Source organism: Ruegeria sp. THAF33, assembly GCF_009363615.1.
Taxonomy (GTDB): domain Bacteria; phylum Pseudomonadota; class Alphaproteobacteria; order Rhodobacterales; family Rhodobacteraceae; genus Ruegeria.
Window position 1 is genome coordinate 494,224 of record NZ_CP045384.1, and the last position, 15,258, is coordinate 509,481.

At 61.0% G+C, this 15,258-nt stretch carries 17 protein-coding genes; 12 read left to right on the top strand and 5 right to left on the bottom strand.

Features of this window, described 5'->3' with window-relative positions:
* The first annotated feature begins 36 nt into the window (after positions 1-36).
* The 4 genes from FIU92_RS02500 (at position 37) to FIU92_RS02515 (ending at position 5,377) form a co-directional block, all read left to right on the top strand.
* The gene (locus FIU92_RS02500) at positions 37-444 is read left to right on the top strand and encodes a hypothetical protein (RefSeq protein ID WP_152457053.1); all 408 of its coding nucleotides are present in this window, start codon (positions 37-39) and stop codon (positions 442-444) included.
* 140 nt (positions 445-584) lie between these two features.
* Positions 585-4,040 carry a chromosome segregation SMC family protein gene (locus tag FIU92_RS02505; protein WP_152457054.1) on the top strand — a complete coding sequence of 1,152 codons (3,456 nt, stop codon included), beginning with the start codon at positions 585-587 and terminating at the stop codon, positions 4,038-4,040.
* Between the two features lie 53 nt (positions 4,041-4,093).
* A complete protein-coding gene (locus FIU92_RS02510) occupies positions 4,094-4,444 on the top strand; it encodes a hypothetical protein (protein WP_152457055.1) in 351 nt (116 codons plus the stop codon).
* A 135-nt stretch (positions 4,445-4,579) separates the two neighbouring features.
* Positions 4,580-5,377: a class II glutamine amidotransferase gene (locus FIU92_RS02515; protein ID WP_152457056.1), complete on the top strand. Its 798-nt coding sequence runs from the start codon at positions 4,580-4,582 to the stop codon at positions 5,375-5,377.
* A 13-nt stretch (positions 5,378-5,390) separates the two neighbouring features.
* On the opposite strand, the gene FIU92_RS02520 is transcribed toward FIU92_RS02515, so the two are convergent.
* The 3 genes from FIU92_RS02520 to cobD are packed head-to-tail and all read right to left on the bottom strand — an operon-like array spanning position 5,391 to position 8,449.
* Positions 5,391-6,554, bottom strand: a complete 1,164-nt coding sequence (locus FIU92_RS02520) for a lytic murein transglycosylase (protein WP_152457057.1) — start codon at positions 6,552-6,554, stop codon at positions 5,391-5,393.
* Between the two features lie 12 nt (positions 6,555-6,566).
* Positions 6,567-7,487: an adenosylcobinamide-phosphate synthase CbiB gene (gene cbiB, locus FIU92_RS02525; RefSeq protein WP_152457058.1), complete on the bottom strand. Its 921-nt coding sequence runs from the start codon at positions 7,485-7,487 to the stop codon at positions 6,567-6,569.
* Entirely contained in the window at positions 7,484-8,449 is a 966-nt protein-coding gene (gene cobD / locus FIU92_RS02530; RefSeq protein ID WP_152457059.1) for a threonine-phosphate decarboxylase CobD, read from the bottom strand. Before cobD ends, cbiB begins: the two co-directional genes overlap by 4 nt.
* Positions 8,450-8,634: 185 nt before the next feature.
* Between cobD and FIU92_RS02535 the strand changes: the two genes are divergently transcribed.
* Positions 8,635-8,997, top strand: a complete 363-nt coding sequence (locus tag FIU92_RS02535; protein WP_117869888.1) for a response regulator transcription factor — start codon at positions 8,635-8,637, stop codon at positions 8,995-8,997.
* Here FIU92_RS02535 and FIU92_RS02540 read toward each other — a convergent pair.
* Positions 8,979-9,968: a glutathione S-transferase family protein gene (locus FIU92_RS02540; RefSeq protein WP_152457060.1), complete on the bottom strand. Its 990-nt coding sequence runs from the start codon at positions 9,966-9,968 to the stop codon at positions 8,979-8,981. The genes FIU92_RS02535 and FIU92_RS02540 overlap by 19 nt on opposite strands.
* A 213-nt stretch (positions 9,969-10,181) precedes the next feature.
* Between FIU92_RS02540 and FIU92_RS02545 the strand changes: the two genes are divergently transcribed.
* Entirely contained in the window at positions 10,182-10,535 is a 354-nt protein-coding gene (locus tag FIU92_RS02545; protein ID WP_152457061.1) for a hypothetical protein, read from the top strand.
* Positions 10,536-10,700: 165 nt separating this feature from the next.
* On the opposite strand, the gene FIU92_RS02550 is transcribed toward FIU92_RS02545, so the two are convergent.
* Positions 10,701-11,873: a MalY/PatB family protein gene (locus tag FIU92_RS02550; RefSeq protein WP_152457062.1), complete on the bottom strand. Its 1,173-nt coding sequence runs from the start codon at positions 11,871-11,873 to the stop codon at positions 10,701-10,703.
* 94 nt (positions 11,874-11,967) lie between these two features.
* Here FIU92_RS02550 and def (FIU92_RS02555) point away from each other — a divergent pair, with 94 nt between their 5' ends.
* From def (FIU92_RS02555) to speB, 6 genes are read left to right on the top strand one after another with little or no spacing between them, the layout of a single operon-like run.
* Positions 11,968-12,486 carry a peptide deformylase gene (gene def / locus FIU92_RS02555; protein ID WP_152457063.1) on the top strand — a complete coding sequence of 173 codons (519 nt, stop codon included), beginning with the start codon at positions 11,968-11,970 and terminating at the stop codon, positions 12,484-12,486.
* Entirely contained in the window at positions 12,483-12,977 is a 495-nt protein-coding gene (gene def, locus FIU92_RS02560) for a peptide deformylase (RefSeq protein ID WP_152457064.1), read from the top strand. Before def (FIU92_RS02555) ends, def (FIU92_RS02560) begins: the two co-directional genes overlap by 4 nt.
* 2 nt (positions 12,978-12,979) lie before the next feature.
* Positions 12,980-13,894 carry a methionyl-tRNA formyltransferase gene (gene fmt, locus FIU92_RS02565; protein WP_152457065.1) on the top strand — a complete coding sequence of 305 codons (915 nt, stop codon included), beginning with the start codon at positions 12,980-12,982 and terminating at the stop codon, positions 13,892-13,894.
* Between the two features lie 6 nt (positions 13,895-13,900).
* The gene (locus tag FIU92_RS02570; protein ID WP_152457066.1) at positions 13,901-14,137 is read left to right on the top strand and encodes a hypothetical protein; all 237 of its coding nucleotides are present in this window, start codon (positions 13,901-13,903) and stop codon (positions 14,135-14,137) included.
* Between the two features lies 1 nt (position 14,138).
* Positions 14,139-14,375, top strand: coding sequence for a GlsB/YeaQ/YmgE family stress response membrane protein (locus FIU92_RS02575; RefSeq protein WP_152457067.1), 237 nt, complete (start codon positions 14,139-14,141; stop codon positions 14,373-14,375).
* Positions 14,376-14,435: 60 nt separating this feature from the next.
* Positions 14,436-15,257: an agmatinase gene (gene speB / locus FIU92_RS02580; RefSeq protein WP_152457068.1), complete on the top strand. Its 822-nt coding sequence runs from the start codon at positions 14,436-14,438 to the stop codon at positions 15,255-15,257.
* Position 15,258 lies beyond the last annotated feature (1 nt).

Genomic DNA, 15,258 nt, shown 5'->3' on the forward strand with positions numbered 1-15,258 from the left:
AAGGTTCTGTTAACCAAAATGCTGCAACTCTGCGGCATGATCCGGTTTCTCGCACCTCTGTTGCTGGCCGCCTGCGCCGCCGGTACTCCGCATTTCCGTGACGTTCCCGCCACGCGCGTGGCTGTGAATGGCAGTGTCTTTGATGTGCGTGTGCGCGGCGACCTGGCCGAGGCTGTGCGGATCAACGTGCAATACGCCCCTCGGCTGGGCCCGGTCCGGGATCGCGCCGCTTTGGCGATGGCACAGGTTTCGGGATGTCCAATTCTGGACATGCTGGGGGATGCAGCCGTGACCGTTGGGGTTTTGGGGTGTGACCGTGATGCGGGTGAGCGGCTTTTGCTGACGGCCGTCTCGACCCCCAATTACGAATGCATCGACTTTGGTCTTTATGAAAACGTCGGTGGGGAAAACGGGTATCAGGTCTTTGAATGCACGCCGTATTGAGATGCGCGCGTTCTTGCGTATTTCGGCAAGATGTTGTGGATAACTTGGGGTGATATCCCATATCCTGCGCAACTCCGTTGACTCAGACCCCATCCCTTGCGCAGACTTCCAATGCACAGGAATCATGGGGCACGCAGCCATTGCGTTTCAGCAAGCTCAAACTGACCGGCTTCAAAAGCTTTGTTGATCCGACCGATTTGATCATCGCGGACGGGTTGACCGGTGTGGTGGGCCCGAATGGTTGCGGCAAATCCAACCTTCTGGAAGCTTTGCGTTGGGTGATGGGTGAAAACCGCCCCAAATCCATGCGCGGTGGCGCGATGGAAGACGTGATCTTTGCCGGGGCCGCCACGCGACCCGCGCGCAACTTTGCCGAAGTTGTCCTGACCATGGACAACTCGGAACGTCTGGCGCCGTCGGGGTTCAACGACAGCGATCAACTGGAAATCGTTCGCCGCATCACCCGCGATGTGGGCAGTGCCTACAAGACCAATGGCAAAGACGTTCGTGCGCGCGATGTGCAGATGCTGTTTGCCGATGCTTCGACCGGTGCGCATTCGCCCGCGTTGGTCGGACAGAACCGCATTGCCGAGTTGATCAACGCCAAGCCGCGCGCCCGGCGCCGCATTCTGGAAGAGGCCGCCGGGATCTCGGGCCTGTATCAGCGTCGCCATGAGGCCGAGCTCAAGCTGAAAGGCACCGAAGCCAACCTGACCCGCGTCGATGACGTGCTGGAGCAGTTGGGCGGACAACTGGCCCAGCTTGCGCGTCAGGCCCGTCAGGCGGCCCGCTATCGTGAAATTGGCGAACAGCTGCGTCAGGCCGAGGGGATGCTGCTGTATCGACGCTGGAAAGAGGCCGACATGGCCCGCCAGCAGGCCGAAGAAAAACTGCGTGAGCGGATCACCGAAGCCTCCCGTGCCGAGGCTGAAGCCCGCGCTGCTGCCGCAAAACGTGCCGAGATCGAGGAAACCCTGCCGCCGCTGCGTGAGGAGGAGGCCATCGCCGCCGCCGTGCTGCAACGCCAGCAGGTGCAGCGCGATCAATTGTCCGATCAGGAAACCCGCGCCCGTCAAACGATCGAGACGCTGACCAACCGAATCCAGCAGCTGTCCAACGATATCGAACGCGAAGCCGGATTGAACCGCGATGCGGGGCAAATGATTGAACGGCTGGAATGGGAAGCGCGCGAACTGGCCAAGGCGGCAGAAGGTCACGATGAGAAAGTGGCCGAAGCGGCGGAAATCGCCCGCGAGGCAGCGTCGATCCTACAGGAACGCGAAGACCACCTGTCGCAGCAAACCGAAGATATGGCCCGTCTTGTCGCCCGGCACCAGTCCGCCCAGCGTCTGGTCGAAGACAGTCGCAAGACACTGGCCCGATCCGAGAGTGAAGAGGAAGAAGCCCGGAAAGCCGTGGACGAGGCCAAGACGGCCCTGATCCGCGCCAGCGAGGCGTTTGAAGACGCCCAATCGGGCGAAGAAGAAGCCCGTGAAGCGGTGGAAGCCGCCGAAGAGGCGCTTGCCGCGGCGGATGAACTGCGCAACGAAACGCAAGCGCGCGAAGCCGAGGCCCGGGCAAGACGGTCCGAGGCAGAAGGCGAGCTGGGCGCGATCCGGGCCGAAACCACGGCGCTGGCCAAGCTGGTGGAGCGCGACACGGCGGAAGGCGGCCAGGTGCTGGACCTGCTGCGCGTCGAACCCGGTTATGAAAAGGCTTTGGGTGCTGCTCTGGCCGACGATCTTCGCGCGCCGCTGGTCGAGGGTGACGGGCCATCCGGCTGGGTGCAGGTGGCTGGATATGACAGCGACCAGCCATTGCCTGAAGGGGCCGAGCCTCTGGCGCTTCATGTATCGGGCCCCGATCGTCTCAGCCGACGCATTGCGCAAATCGGGTTGGTGGATGCGGATCAGGGCGCACGGTTGCAGGCATCGCTGAAACCCGGCCAGCGTCTGGTGTCCCGCTCGGGCGACCTTTGGCGCTGGGACGGGTTCCGTGCCTGGGCCGAAGACGCGCCAAGTGCTGCTGCTCTGCGGTTGGAGCAGCTCAACAGGCTGGAAGCACTGAAACAGGACCTTGCCCGTGCCGAAGCACAGGCTGACGGCGCCCGTGCCGCGCATGAGGCGCTGTCTCAGCAATTGGCGGACGTGACCGAGGCCGACCGGCGCGCGCGTGAGGCCCGCCGTGCTGCTGATCAGCGCATGGCCGAAACCGCGCGCGCACTATCGCGGGCCGAGGCCGACCGCAATCTGGCCCAGGGCAAGCTGGAAACTCTGACCCTCGCCGTTGACCGCCACAAGGACGACGCCATGGCCGCCCGCGCGCAACTGCGCGACGCCGAAGCGGCTTTGGCCGGTCTGGGTGATCTCGACAGTGCCCGCGCACAGGTCGAAGACATCAAGCAGACGGTCGAGGCGGCGCGGATCACCATGCTGACCCACCGTTCGACCCATGACGAGCTGCGCCGTGAGGGGGACGCCCGCACGCGTCGCAGCCAGGAGGTCGCGAAAGATCTCAGCGGGTGGCGCCACCGTTTGGAAACGGCTGAAAAGCGGATTTCCGAACTTGCCGAGCGCAAGGAAAGCTCGGAAGAAGAGCTGACCGAGGCCATGGCCGTGCCCGGCGAAATCGCCGAGGCGCGTGAGGAGCTGAACGAACAGATCGAAGCCGCCGAAGCACGGCGCGCCGAAGCCGCCGACAAATTGGCCGAAGCCGAGGCTATGCACCGTGAAATCGTTCTGGCCGAACGGGAAGCCGAGCGTCTGGCATCAGAAGCGCGCGAAAGCCGTGCCGCGGCCGAGGCGCGCTGTGACGCGGCCAAGGAAAGTGTTGTCGCGGCGGCCGAACGGATTGCCGAAGATCAGCAACTGACCCCGAACCAATTGCTGAACCAGCTGGACGTGAACCCCGACCAGATGCCGGCTGCGGACGTTCTGGAATCCGAAGTGAACCGTCACAAACGTCAGCGCGATGCGATGGGTGCGGTGAACCTGAGGGCCGAGGAAGACAGCAAGGAAGTTCAGGAAGAATTCGATACGCTCAGCAGCGAAAAAGCCGATCTGGAAGAGGCGATCAAGGCGCTGCGCAGCGGGATCGCCAGCCTCAACCGCGAAGGGCGCGAGCGTTTGCTGACCGCGTTTGAACAGGTGAATTCCAACTTCGCCATGTTGTTCAAGCATCTCTTTGGTGGCGGCGAGGCCAATCTTGTGATGGTCGAAAGTGACGACCCTCTGGACGCGGGTCTGGAGATCATGTGCCAGCCGCCGGGCAAGAAGCTCTCGACTCTCAGCCTGTTGTCGGGCGGTGAGCAGACCCTGACGGCGACCGCGCTGATCTTCGGCGTCTTCCTCGCCAACCCCGCGCCGATCTGTGTGCTGGACGAGGTCGACGCGCCGCTGGATGACGCCAACGTCACCCGTTTCTGCGACCTGCTGGACGAGATGTGCCGCCAGACTGACACGCGGTTCCTGATCATCACCCACCACGCGGTGACCATGGCGCGCATGGATCGCCTGTTCGGTGTCACGATGCAGGAACAGGGCGTCAGCCAGCTGGTTTCGGTCGATCTGAAGAAGGCCGAACAGATGGTCGCCTGACCGCTCACTGGAAGTTTATGACGGTTGCGGCTTTATCGCGCTAACCTGAGCGCATGACGCGCTTTTTGATCCCCGCCCTCATCGCCGCCGGCCCTGTTTTTGCAGCCGACTGGCCTGTCAAAACCGGGGACACGCCCCTTACAGCCGCAGAGCTTGATGCTTTGGCGGGGCAGACGCTGACCTTTTACGACGACGGACAGGCCAAATTCTCGGCCGGGGGCGCCTATTCCTATACATATGCAAGCGGAGATTCTGCCTTTGGAACTTACGCGATTTCCGATGATGGCAGCGTGTGCATCGCGTACCGCAATGGGTTCAGCCGATGCGATTTGTATGTGCGCAACGGGGGCAGGTTGATCCTGATTGACGAAAAAGGCGATCGGTATCCGGTGCGTAGTAAGTGAAATTGATCTGAAATTTTTGCAATTTCCGTGCATTTGATAGGGAAAACCCGACAAATCGGATGGTGTATGGGAGAAAAACTGACAACCAAGGTGGTATCGTCCCGAAAATTTTCACTGACGGACGGAGACAGGCACATGTGCCGATTCTTGGCTTGGGTTGGGCAGCAGCGATATCTGGACGAACTGGTCCTCGAGCAAGAACAATCGCTTGTCATTCAAAGCCGAAATGCATTGATCGGAAAAACTCCGATAAACGCGGATGGGTTCGGTCTGGCATGGTATTCTGATCGTGACACGCCGTGTTTTTACAAGGACACCCATCCGGCGTGGTCCGATGCCAATCTGAAGCAATTGGCGCATCACACGAAATCCCGGCTGTTTCTGGCCCATGTACGGGCCTCGACGGGTACGGCGACCTCGCGCAACAACTGTCACCCCTTCGGCGTCGGCAGGTGGAGTTTCATGCATAACGGTCAGGCTGGGGGTCATGAACGAATCCGGCAAGAGCTTGATGCCATGATCCCGGCGCATCTGTACCTGCATCGTATGGGCGCAACCGAGAGCGAGGCGATCTTTCTCATCGCTCATGGCGAGGGGCTGGACACCGATCCTGTGGGTGCAATGGCGCGTGCGGTCGGTCGGGTCGAAGCCCTTTCCAGGCGCCGCGGAGCATCACCCTATCTTCGGTTTGCCGCCTGCTGGTCGGACGGCAAACGGGTTTTTGCGGCCCGATATGCCTCGGATCGGTTTGCGCCCAGCTTGCACTACAAGGCCTGCAAAGACGGTATCATCATTTCGTCCGAGCCATTGGATGCCATCAACGAGGGATGGCTCGAGATACAGCCCAACACGGCAATCGAAACCGAGGGTGCCACGGTGACGACGCGCGCCTTTGCGCCTTGTGTTCCGCAGCAACGGGAATGGGTCGCGTAAGCGTGATTGCTGCCTAAAGCCGGTTCAATAGATCCACTGTCGGCCACGCGTCGGCCGGCAGGCCAAGCCGCTTCTGTTCCGCCTGCACGGCCGCCCGCGTGCCAGCGCCCAGGATCCCGTCGACATTGCCAACGTCATACCCTTTGGCCTGAAGCTTACTTTGCAGCTGCTTCATCTGTGCACCGTTCAGACCCTGTGCGGGATTGCCGGCATCGTAGATCTGCGCCCCTTCCAGACGTGTTCCGAAATAGGCGGCGGTCAGGACATAGACAAAGCTCTGGTTCCATTCGAAATAGACGTCGAAGTTGGGATAGGCCAGAAAGGCCGGGCCTTTGTGCCCCTGGGGCAGGATCAGCGAGGCAGGCAGGTTTGCGAGCGACCCGCTGCGTGCCTGAACGCCCATGGCCTGCCAATCGGCCACAGACCGGGGCTTGCCGGGGCCGGACAGAGACCAGTCCATCTGCGCGGGCACCGTGACCTCTTGCAACCACGGTTCGCCTGCGCGCCAGCCCAGATGCGACAGCATCTTGGCGCCGGACATCAGCGCATCCGGGGCCGAGGTTTTCAGGCGGACACGCCCGTCGCCGTCACCATCGACACCGTTTTCCAGAATGTCACGCGGCAGCATCTGGACCATACCGATTTCGCCGGCCCATGCGCCCGTTGTGCGGGCCGGGTCGAAATCACCATTCTGATAAAGTTCGATGGCGGCGAAGATTTGAGGGCGGAACAGGTCGGGGCGACGGCAGTCATGGGCCAAAGTCACCAGTGCATTGCGGGTGTTGAAGTCGCCCTGAAATGATCCGTAATCGGTCTCGAACGCCCAGAAGGCCAGCAACACCCCGCGTGAGATGCCGTATTGCTTTTCGATCCGGTCAAACACCGCGTCGTATTTGCGCGACATCGCCTGCCCGCGTTCGATCCGATTGGCCGAGATCAGCCGCCGGGAAAACTCGATAAAGGGTTTCTGAAACACCCCCTGCGCCCGATCGGCCTTCAGCACGGCGCTGTCCTGCTGCACGCCTTTGAAAAACGCGTTCACGGTGGATTTGTCAAAGCCTTGCTGCACGGCCTCGGTCTTTAGCCCTTTGACAAAGGAATTGAAGCCACCACCACATTGGGCCAGGGCAGGTTGGGCAAACAGGGTGGCGGCGATCAGGCCGGAAAGAAAACGCATGACAAATGTCCGTCAGAAAATCAGGTCGAACCCAACCGACACCGACACGAGCCCAAGCGCAAGCCCCCAAACACGCCACAACATGCGACATGCGCGGAAAATGTCCAAAGCTCCGATCTCGCGCTGAGCATTGCCATTGACCCATGCCAGATCCCGCACCTTGCCGTCATAGCTGCGCGGCCCGGCTAGGGCGACGTTCAGCGCGCGGGCCATGGCGGCCTCGGGCCAGCCCGCATTGGGCGAGATGTGACGGTGCGCATCTGCCAAGATTTCGCGCCAGCGCGACCACTGGCCCGACAGCGCCACGATCATCACGCAGGTCAGGCGGGCCGGAATCAGGTTCAGCAGGTCGTCGAACCGTGCCGAAGCCCAGCCGAACGCGCGGTACGTTTCATTGCGATATCCGATCATGCTGTCGGCCGTGTTCACCGCCTTGTAGACCAGCAGCCCCGGCAACCCGGCAATCAGAAACCAGAAAGCAGGCGCGATGACGCCGTCGCTGACGTTCTCAGCGGCGCTTTCGATGGCCGAGCGTGCCACCTGTGCCTCGGTCATGTCCCGTGTATCGCGCGAGACGATCATGGCCACCCGTGCCCGCCCCTCTGACAGCGAGGCCATCAGCCCTTCGCCCACGGCGCGCACATGGGTGACCAACGATTTTTGCGCCAACAGGATCGCGCAGACCAGGATTTCGATCACCGGCCCCAACAGGGACAAACCCCAGCCAAGCGCCCCTGCGCCGCAAACCAGCAGGACAAGCACACCCACCCCTTTTGAACGGCGCTGGGCCCCGTGGTTCAGGCGTGTATCCAGCCAGCCTATCAGGTTGCCGATCATCACCGCCGGATGCCTGACGCGCGACCAGAGCCAGTCGGGTTCCCCCAGTGCTGCGTCCAGACACATGGCACAGACCAGCATCAGGCCAGGGCTCACAGGGCGGCCTCCAACCTGTTCCATCCATCCTCGGGCGGGAGCCCAAGGCGCAGATAGGTTTCAGAATAGGGGAAGATGCGGCTCCAGATGTGGGACTGTGCCAGACGGCCTTGCCAATGGGCGGCGTTGTCGACCTGATAAAGTCGGAACAAGCTGGTGCCGCCGATCACCTTGGCCCCCTTTCTCGTGACCAGCGCATCCAGCCTTGAGGCCTCGTCAGCCAGACGCGCACGCGTGGCGTCCGCCCAGCGGTTGTCCATCAAAGCCTGTGTGCCGACCCGCAAGGCCGGGCCTGATACCGACCAAGGGCCGGTCAGATCGTTCAACCGACTGATCATATCCGGCCGTCCGATGGCAAACCCCAGCCTTACCCCGGCCAGCCCCCAGAATTTGCCAAAACTCTTCAGCACGATCACGCCGGGGCGGTCTGCCAGATGGATCAAGGACTTGTCCGGCATGACGTCGCAAAAGCTTTCGTCAATCACGGTAAGTGGTGCCGATACGTCGCTTTCCTGCCAGATTCGCCCGTCCGGGTTGTTCGGATGTACGATCACGCGGGTGTCGCTGGGCGCGTCTTGCCGTACCTTCCACCCCTGCGCCGAAAAGGCGGCGGCGTGTTCGTTATAGGTGGGCGGCGTGATCTGTACCGTACCCGTCGCGGCCAGAGCCGGCAGACGCGCGATGATCGCCGACGCTCCGGGCGCGGGCAGGATCGCGGCACGCTGCGGCACGTTCCAGAACCGGCGCGCGGCATCGCTGAGCCGTTCAAACGCCCCGTGATCCGGCAATTCGGCCCAATCCCCGGCCGTCAGGCCGGACACGGGATAGGCATGAGGATTGATGCCGGTGGACAGATCGATCCAGTCGGTGCGTTGCCCGCCATATTTGACAATCGCCTTGTCCAACCCGCCGCCATGGTCACGAACCGCGCGTGGATCCAGATCTTCGTCCAAAGTGTTCATCTGCTCTCTCTGCGAGAAATTACCGCTTTTGGACCGCTTCAAGCGGATTTTCGCCTCTTACACAAGCAAATCCGCCTGTTCACGGGCCTGTGGGGCTGCTGTTAACACTTTGTTAAGGAAATAACGAGATCACGGACCACGGGGGTCGGCACCACTCACCATACCAAGTGCCGAGGTTGTTGCAAATGAAAGTTCTGATTGTTGAGAGTAATCCCGACCTTGGTCGGGTCTGGAAAAGGCATCTGGAACGGCAGGGCGCCGAGGTCACGCTGGTCGAGACGCAGGAAGCCGCCATTCTGGCGCTGTACGGCACGGATTTCGAAATCATCGTGCTGGATCTGGTTCTGGAAACCGGAAGTGCATTGGCCGTGGCCGATTTTGCAAGCTATCGCCGCCCCCAGGCGCGGGTGATCTTTGTGACCAACACCACCTTCTTCTCGGATGGATCGATATTTGCCCACAGCCCGAACGCCTGTGCTTATGTGCAAAGCGAAACACCGCCAGAGGATCTGGCGGCGATGGTCGAGCATTACGCAGCAGGGCGCTGATCGCGGCGGTGCGGTTCTGTGTAATCCAGCACCGGGTTCACCGGAATGATCCGGTGCGGATTGATGCCGTCATGGCTGTAGTGGTAGTGGCGCACGATATGGTTCATGTTCACGGTGGGCGCCACGCCGGGCCATTGGTACAGTTCACGCGTATAGGCCCATAGGTTCGGGTAATCGATCAGGCGCCGCTTGTTGCATTTGAAGTGCAGATGATAGACCGGATCAAAGCGGATCAGCGTCGTAAACAGCCGCCAGTCAGCCTCGGTGATCCGATCCCCCATCAGGTAACGGTTCCGGGCCAGACGATCTTCTAGCCAGTCCAGCGTGTCGAACAACGGGCCCACGGCGGCGTCATAGGCCGCTTGCGAGGTGGCAAAGCCGGACTTGTAGACGCCGTTGTTGACGTCTGAATAGATGCGCGCGTTGACCTCTTCGATTTCAGCGCGCATCGCTTCGGGCCAGTAATCATCGGTATTGCCGGTGACCCCGTCGAAGGCCGAATTGAACATGCGGATGATTTCCGAGCTTTCGTTCGACACAATGGTTTCCTGCCGTTTGTCCCACAGGATCGGCACGGTAACGCGCCCCGAATAGGCTGGATCGGCTTTGGTATAGATCTGGTGTGCAAAGCCCAGCCCGTAAAGGTCATCTCCGGTCGCGCCGTGGGCGTCTGTTTCAAAGGTCCAACCCTGATCCAGCATGTCCGGATGCACGACCGACACCGAGATCAGATCGCTCAGCCCTTTCAACTCGCGAAAGATCAGCGTGCGATGGGCCCAGGGGCAGGCATAGCTGACATAAAGATGATAGCGCCCGGGTTCTGCTTTGAACCCGCCTTTGCCTGATGGCCCCGCCTCACCGTCAGCTGTCAACCAATTGCGAAACTGCGCGGCGCTGCGCTTGAATGCACCACCCGTGGATTTGGTATCATACCAGGTATCGTGCCATTTTCCGTCGACCAGCAGGCCCATGTCTTTTCCTCCGCATGTGCGTTTCAAAAAACATAGGGCCAGGGCTTGCATCTTCCTATGCGAGCGCCCGCGCAAATGCTCTGCATCCGCGCACAGTCGAGTTCGGGATTTCTGTGCAACAAACCTCGGCCGGATCGTGTTTCTGTGACGTGGTTCACTGGATTTTTACAACTTATCCCGCACAATAGAAGTCATTCACGGGGGAACGGATTAATGAGTACCTATGTTTCAAAGGAAATACGCGCCGAGTTGGACGCGGCCCGAATCGCCACATTGAAAAAAGCCAGCCGTTTACGGGTGGAGATGGGCGACAATACCTACAAAATACTCAAATTGTGGAAAGACGGTTTTACGGTTGAAGCGGAAACCACGCCGCGCCTGCGCGGGCTTGTTGATATCTTTGACGGGGCCAACCACCTCTATCAATGCCTCATCGTCGCGGATGAGGATGAAGGCGGTGAGATGCGGTATGAATTCAAACGCAGCACGGCCGCCCATGACAGTGCGCCGCTTGACTTTTTCCGCGCGCCCGATGCGCCGATCGCCCTGCTGGGGCATGACGACTAGGGGCGAATTTCAACCGGTATTCCGATTTGGCTGAGGGTTTGGTCGATGCCAAAGGCCAGCGGTGCCAGCCTAAAGACAGGCACGCGCGGCCCAAAGCGGCCTCAACCAAGGCAACCGGCACCTGTGGAAACAGGGCAGGGTTTGCAAGCCCCGGCCGGCACGTACTTATTGCAGATCCCCGAAGGCTCGTTTCAGCCGCAGGCAAGCTTCCTCGACCCGCGCCCGTTGCGTGGCGAGGTTGAACCGTTCAAACGTTTCTCCTCCAGTGCCAAAGCCCGGGCCTGACGATGTCGCGATCCGCGCGTCCTCGCGCAACCGGCGGACAAATTCAGCGTGATCCATGCCGGTGCCCGAGAAATCGACCCAGGCCAGATAGGTCGCCTGCAAGGGCATCGAACAGAGCCCCGGAATCTCGGTGATGGTCTGATCGAACAGACGCCGGTTTCCCTCCAGATGCGCGATCTGGGCATCTACCCATTCGGCCCCTTCGGGGCTGTACGCGGCGGTGATCATCGCCACGCCCAACGCGCCGGGATCGTAGTCCAATGTTTGCAGCCGTTGCTTCATGGCCGCGCGAAGTTTGGGATCGGGAATGATCATGTTGCCGGTCCGCTGCCCGGCGATGTTGAAGGTCTTCGACGCCGCAGTCAGCGTCACGGTCCACGGACGTGCATCCGGAGCTGCCACGTCCATCGGCACAAATTTGGCGCCGGGATAGACCAGATCGTGGTGAATCTCGTCCGATACCAGTATTAAACCGTTCCGTTCGGCAAACGCAGCCACGGCCTGCAACTCGTCGGGCGTCCAGACACGACCCGACGGGTTTTGCGGCGAACACCACAGTAGCATCTTCTCGGACCCGTCCAACCGGGACTGGGCGTCGTCCAGATCCAGGCCGTAACTTTCCCCGTCCCGAACCAAAGGGCATTCCACGACCCGGCGGCCCGATTTGTTCACCTTGTGGGCAAACTCATGGTAAACGGGGGTGAAGATCACGATGCCATCACCGGGATCGGTCCAGACATCCAGCGACAGGGCGATTGCATTGCCCAAGCCCTGGGTCGTCAGAATCCAATCCGTGTCGATTTCCCAATCATGGCGGGTTTTCATCCACCATTGAACCGAGGCCAGATAGTCCGGGTGCATCCATGAATAGCCGAACACGCCGTGATCTGCAGCCTTGCGCACGGCCTCGATCACGCAGGGTGCCGTCTGGTAATCGGAATCGGCCGTCCACATGGCCAGACCGTCCTCGGGCGAGACGCCATACAGCATCTCCATCTTGTCCCATTTTGAACTGTTGGTGCCCCGGCGGTCGATCAGGTCGTTGAAAGTCATGTCTGCTCCATTTTCTCGACCGAAAGCTAACCGCAAATCGGGCAGGTGCAAGGGGGGCGTTGCGGCGCGGGGCGGGATGGCCTAAATCAGCCTCATGAAACGCACTATCCTGATCCATCCCGATCCCCGCCTGAAAAAGGTCTGCGCGCCCGTATCCGACCTGACGGACGAGCTGCGCACGCTGGCTGACGACATGCTGGAAACCATGTATGACGCGCCCGGGATTGGCCTTGCCGCGCCGCAGATCGGTGTGCTGGAACGGTTGATCGTGCTGGATTGCATCAAGGAAGAAGGCGAGACCCCGCGCCCGCTGATCATGTTCAACCCCGAGGTCATCGCCTCTTCCGAGGAAAACAATGTTTACGAGGAAGGGTGCCTGTCGATCCCGGATCAATATGCCGAAGTGACCCGCCCCAAGGTGGTCGATGTCACCTGGATGGACGAGAAGGGAAACCTGCGACAGGAGACTTTCGACGGGCTTTGGGCCACTTGCGTGCAGCATGAAATCGACCATCTGAACGGCAAGCTGTTCATTGATTACCTAAAACCGCTGAAACGGCAGATGATTACCCGCAAGATGCAAAAGCTCAAACGTGAACGGGCGCGCGCATGACCGTCCGCACCTGTCTGCCCTGGCCCGACAAACGCTTGCGCACAAAGGCGGATGAGGTGACTGAAATCACCGATGACATTCGCCGGATTTGGCAGGACATGATAGACACGATGGAGGCCATGCCCGGTGTCGGTCTGGCCGCGCCGCAGATCGGAGTGATGTTGCGTCTGGCCGTGGTCGATGGGTCGGCCGAGCGGGGCAAGGCCGTGCGTCTGGCGAACCCGGAAATCCTGCACAGCTCGATCGAACTGCGTGAACATGAAGAGGCCAGTCCGAACCTGCCGGGCGTGTCGGCCACGGTAAAACGCCCGCGTGCAGTGACTGTCAAATTCCTGAACGAGCAGGGCGTGGTGGACCGTCGCGATTTTGTCGGCATCGAGGCCACCAGTGTCCAGCACCAGATCGACCATCTGAATGGCCGGATGTATTTTGACCGGCTCAGCAAGGTCAAACGCGACATGCTGCTGCGCAAAGCCAAGAAACAGGGGTAAAGATGCGCGTTGTTTTCATGGGAACCCCAGACTTCTCGGTGCCGGTTCTGGATGCGCTGGTCGAGGCCGGGCATGAGATTGCCGCCGTCTATTGCCAGCCCCCGCGCCCAGCGGGGCGGGGCAAGAAGGATCGCCCGACACCGGTTCACGCGCGGGCCCAGGCGCTGGGTCTGGACGTGCGTCACCCAACCTCGCTGAAACCGGCCGAGGAACAGGACAGTTTTGCGGCACTGAACGCGGATGTGGCGGTGGTTGTGGCTTATGGGCTGATCCTGCCCCAGCCCATCCTCGATGCGCCGGCTCATGGCTGCCTGAACATTCATGCCAGCCTGTTGCCGCGCTGGCGCGGGGCGGCTCCGATCCACCGCGCGATCATGGCGGGCGATGCGCAAACCGGCGTCTGTATCATGCAAATGGAGGCGGGCCTTGATACCGGCCCCGTTCTGTTGCGACAGGCCACCGATATCGGGCCCGAGGAAACCACTGCGGAACTGCATGACCGGCTCTCGGCGATGGGCGCGGCTTTGATTGTCGAGGCGTTGGCAAAGCTGCCCGGCCTGACCCCTGATCCGCAGCCCGAGATTGGTGTCACCTATGCCGCCAAGATCGACAAGTCCGAGGCCCGCGTGGACTGGTCGCTCCCCGCGGTCGAGGTCGATCGGCAGATCCGCGGCCTGTCGCCCTTTCCCGGGGCCTGGACCGAGATCGAAGGCAACCGGGTAAAACTCCTCGCTTCGCGTCTGGCCGAAGGGCAGGGCGCGCCGGGCGAAGTTCTGAATGACGATCTGTATGTAGCTTGCGGGCAGGGCGCCATAGAGCTGCTGCGCTTGCAAAGGGCGGGCAAAGGCGCGCAGGATAAGGAAACGTTCCTGCGGGGCTGGCCAATCCCGATCGGCACCCGGATGTCTTCGGAGTAAAGCCATATGTTCATGGTGATGATGGGCACTGTCGTGATTGCCGGGATCGTCGGGTATCTGTCCGAACAGACCGGTTTCACCCATAACGGCTATTTGCAATCCATCATCATCTGTGTGGGCGGGGCGTTCCTGTTCTATTTCGTCCGCATCATGTTCGGCATCAGCTTTGGTCCTCCGGGGCTGGATTCGGTGATTTCCTCTGTTGGTGCCTTGATCATCGTGCCGACCCACTGGAGGAAGTGACATGCCAATCGTCGCCCTGATCATCATCGGTGCAGCGGCAGGGTTTCTGGCCACCCGCCTGATGCGGATCGAGGCGGATATCCCGACGACCATGCTGATCGGTATCGTGGGGGCTCTGATCGGAGGGATGCTGCTGCGGTTTCTTGTAACCGTTATGGGGTGGCTGTCTGGTTTTGTCGGGGCGGTTCTGGGCGCATTGCTGGTGATTTGGATCTGGCAGACCTACCTGCGCCGTTAACCCCTTGACCCGGCGTCTTTCCTCCGTCCAGATCGCCTTCAACGAAAAAGGGGAATAATGATGCCGCATGATTTGAAGCCGGGTGACGTCGCTCTGATGGGCGTTCCTTTGGATCTGCATTCCTCGTTCCTGCAAGGGCCGGCCTTCGCCCCCGGACGCATCCGCGAGGCGCTGCATTCCGGTGCCGCCAACCTGACCGCCGAAGATGGTACCGATCTGGGTGCAAGCGCCAAATTCAGGGATACCGGCGATCTGGATGTGTTCGAAATGCGCGGGCAGGAACCGATTGACCGGATCGAGGCCGAAGCCGCGAAACGGATCGCAACCGGCGCGCGCCTGTTGTCGCTGGGCGGTGACCATTCCGTGGCCTATCCGCTGATCAAGGCCCATGCGGATCGGTACGAAGGGCTGAACATCCTGCATATCGACAGCCACCCTGATCTGTACGACACGCAGGATATCGGACCGCTCGGCCATGGCTGCCCCTTTGCGCGGGTGATGGAGACCTGCCCGGTCAAGCGTCTCGTGCAGGTCGGCATCCGCACCATGAACGCTCATCAGCGCGAACAAGCCGACAAGTTCGGGGTCGAGGTGATCGACATGCGCAACTGGCGCCCCGACTTGCAGATTTCATTCGATGGCCCGGTCTACCTGTCACTTGATCTGGATGCGCTGGACCCGGCCTTTGCGCCGGGCGTCTCGCACCATGAACCCGGTGGGCTGAGCACGCGCGAGGTTATCGACCTGATCCACCGGTTCAAAGGTCAGCTGGTCGGGGCGGATATCGTCGAGCTCAACCCGCATCGCGACCCCTATGGCATGACGGCGATGGTGGCCGCGAAATTCGTCAAGGAAATCGGCGCGCGCTTGCTGAACGGCTGAC

Bases quoted from the DNA above. Each gene is read 5' to 3' on its own strand.
- FIU92_RS02500 (WP_152457053.1), top strand. From the start codon at position 37: ATGATCCGGTTTCTCGCACCTCTGTTGCTGGCCGCCTGCGCCGCCGGT.
- FIU92_RS02510 (WP_152457055.1), top strand. From the start codon at position 4,094: ATGACGCGCTTTTTGATCCCCGCCCTCATCGCCGCCGGCCCTGTTTTT.
- FIU92_RS02515 (WP_152457056.1), top strand. From the start codon at position 4,580: ATGTGCCGATTCTTGGCTTGGGTTGGGCAGCAGCGATATCTGGACGAA.
- FIU92_RS02520 (WP_152457057.1), bottom strand. From the start codon at position 6,554: ATGCGTTTTCTTTCCGGCCTGATCGCCGCCACCCTGTTTGCCCAACCT.
- cobD (WP_152457059.1), bottom strand. From the start codon at position 8,449: ATGAACACTTTGGACGAAGATCTGGATCCACGCGCGGTTCGTGACCAT.
- FIU92_RS02535 (WP_117869888.1), top strand. From the start codon at position 8,635: ATGAAAGTTCTGATTGTTGAGAGTAATCCCGACCTTGGTCGGGTCTGG.
- FIU92_RS02540 (WP_152457060.1), bottom strand. From the start codon at position 9,968: ATGGGCCTGCTGGTCGACGGAAAATGGCACGATACCTGGTATGATACC.
- FIU92_RS02545 (WP_152457061.1), top strand. From the start codon at position 10,182: ATGAGTACCTATGTTTCAAAGGAAATACGCGCCGAGTTGGACGCGGCC.
- FIU92_RS02550 (WP_152457062.1), bottom strand. From the start codon at position 11,873: ATGACTTTCAACGACCTGATCGACCGCCGGGGCACCAACAGTTCAAAA.
- def (WP_152457063.1), top strand. From the start codon at position 11,968: ATGAAACGCACTATCCTGATCCATCCCGATCCCCGCCTGAAAAAGGTC.
- def (WP_152457064.1), top strand. From the start codon at position 12,483: ATGACCGTCCGCACCTGTCTGCCCTGGCCCGACAAACGCTTGCGCACA.
- fmt (WP_152457065.1), top strand. From the start codon at position 12,980: ATGCGCGTTGTTTTCATGGGAACCCCAGACTTCTCGGTGCCGGTTCTG.
- FIU92_RS02570 (WP_152457066.1), top strand. From the start codon at position 13,901: ATGTTCATGGTGATGATGGGCACTGTCGTGATTGCCGGGATCGTCGGG.
- FIU92_RS02575 (WP_152457067.1), top strand. From the start codon at position 14,139: ATGCCAATCGTCGCCCTGATCATCATCGGTGCAGCGGCAGGGTTTCTG.
- speB (WP_152457068.1), top strand. From the start codon at position 14,436: ATGCCGCATGATTTGAAGCCGGGTGACGTCGCTCTGATGGGCGTTCCT.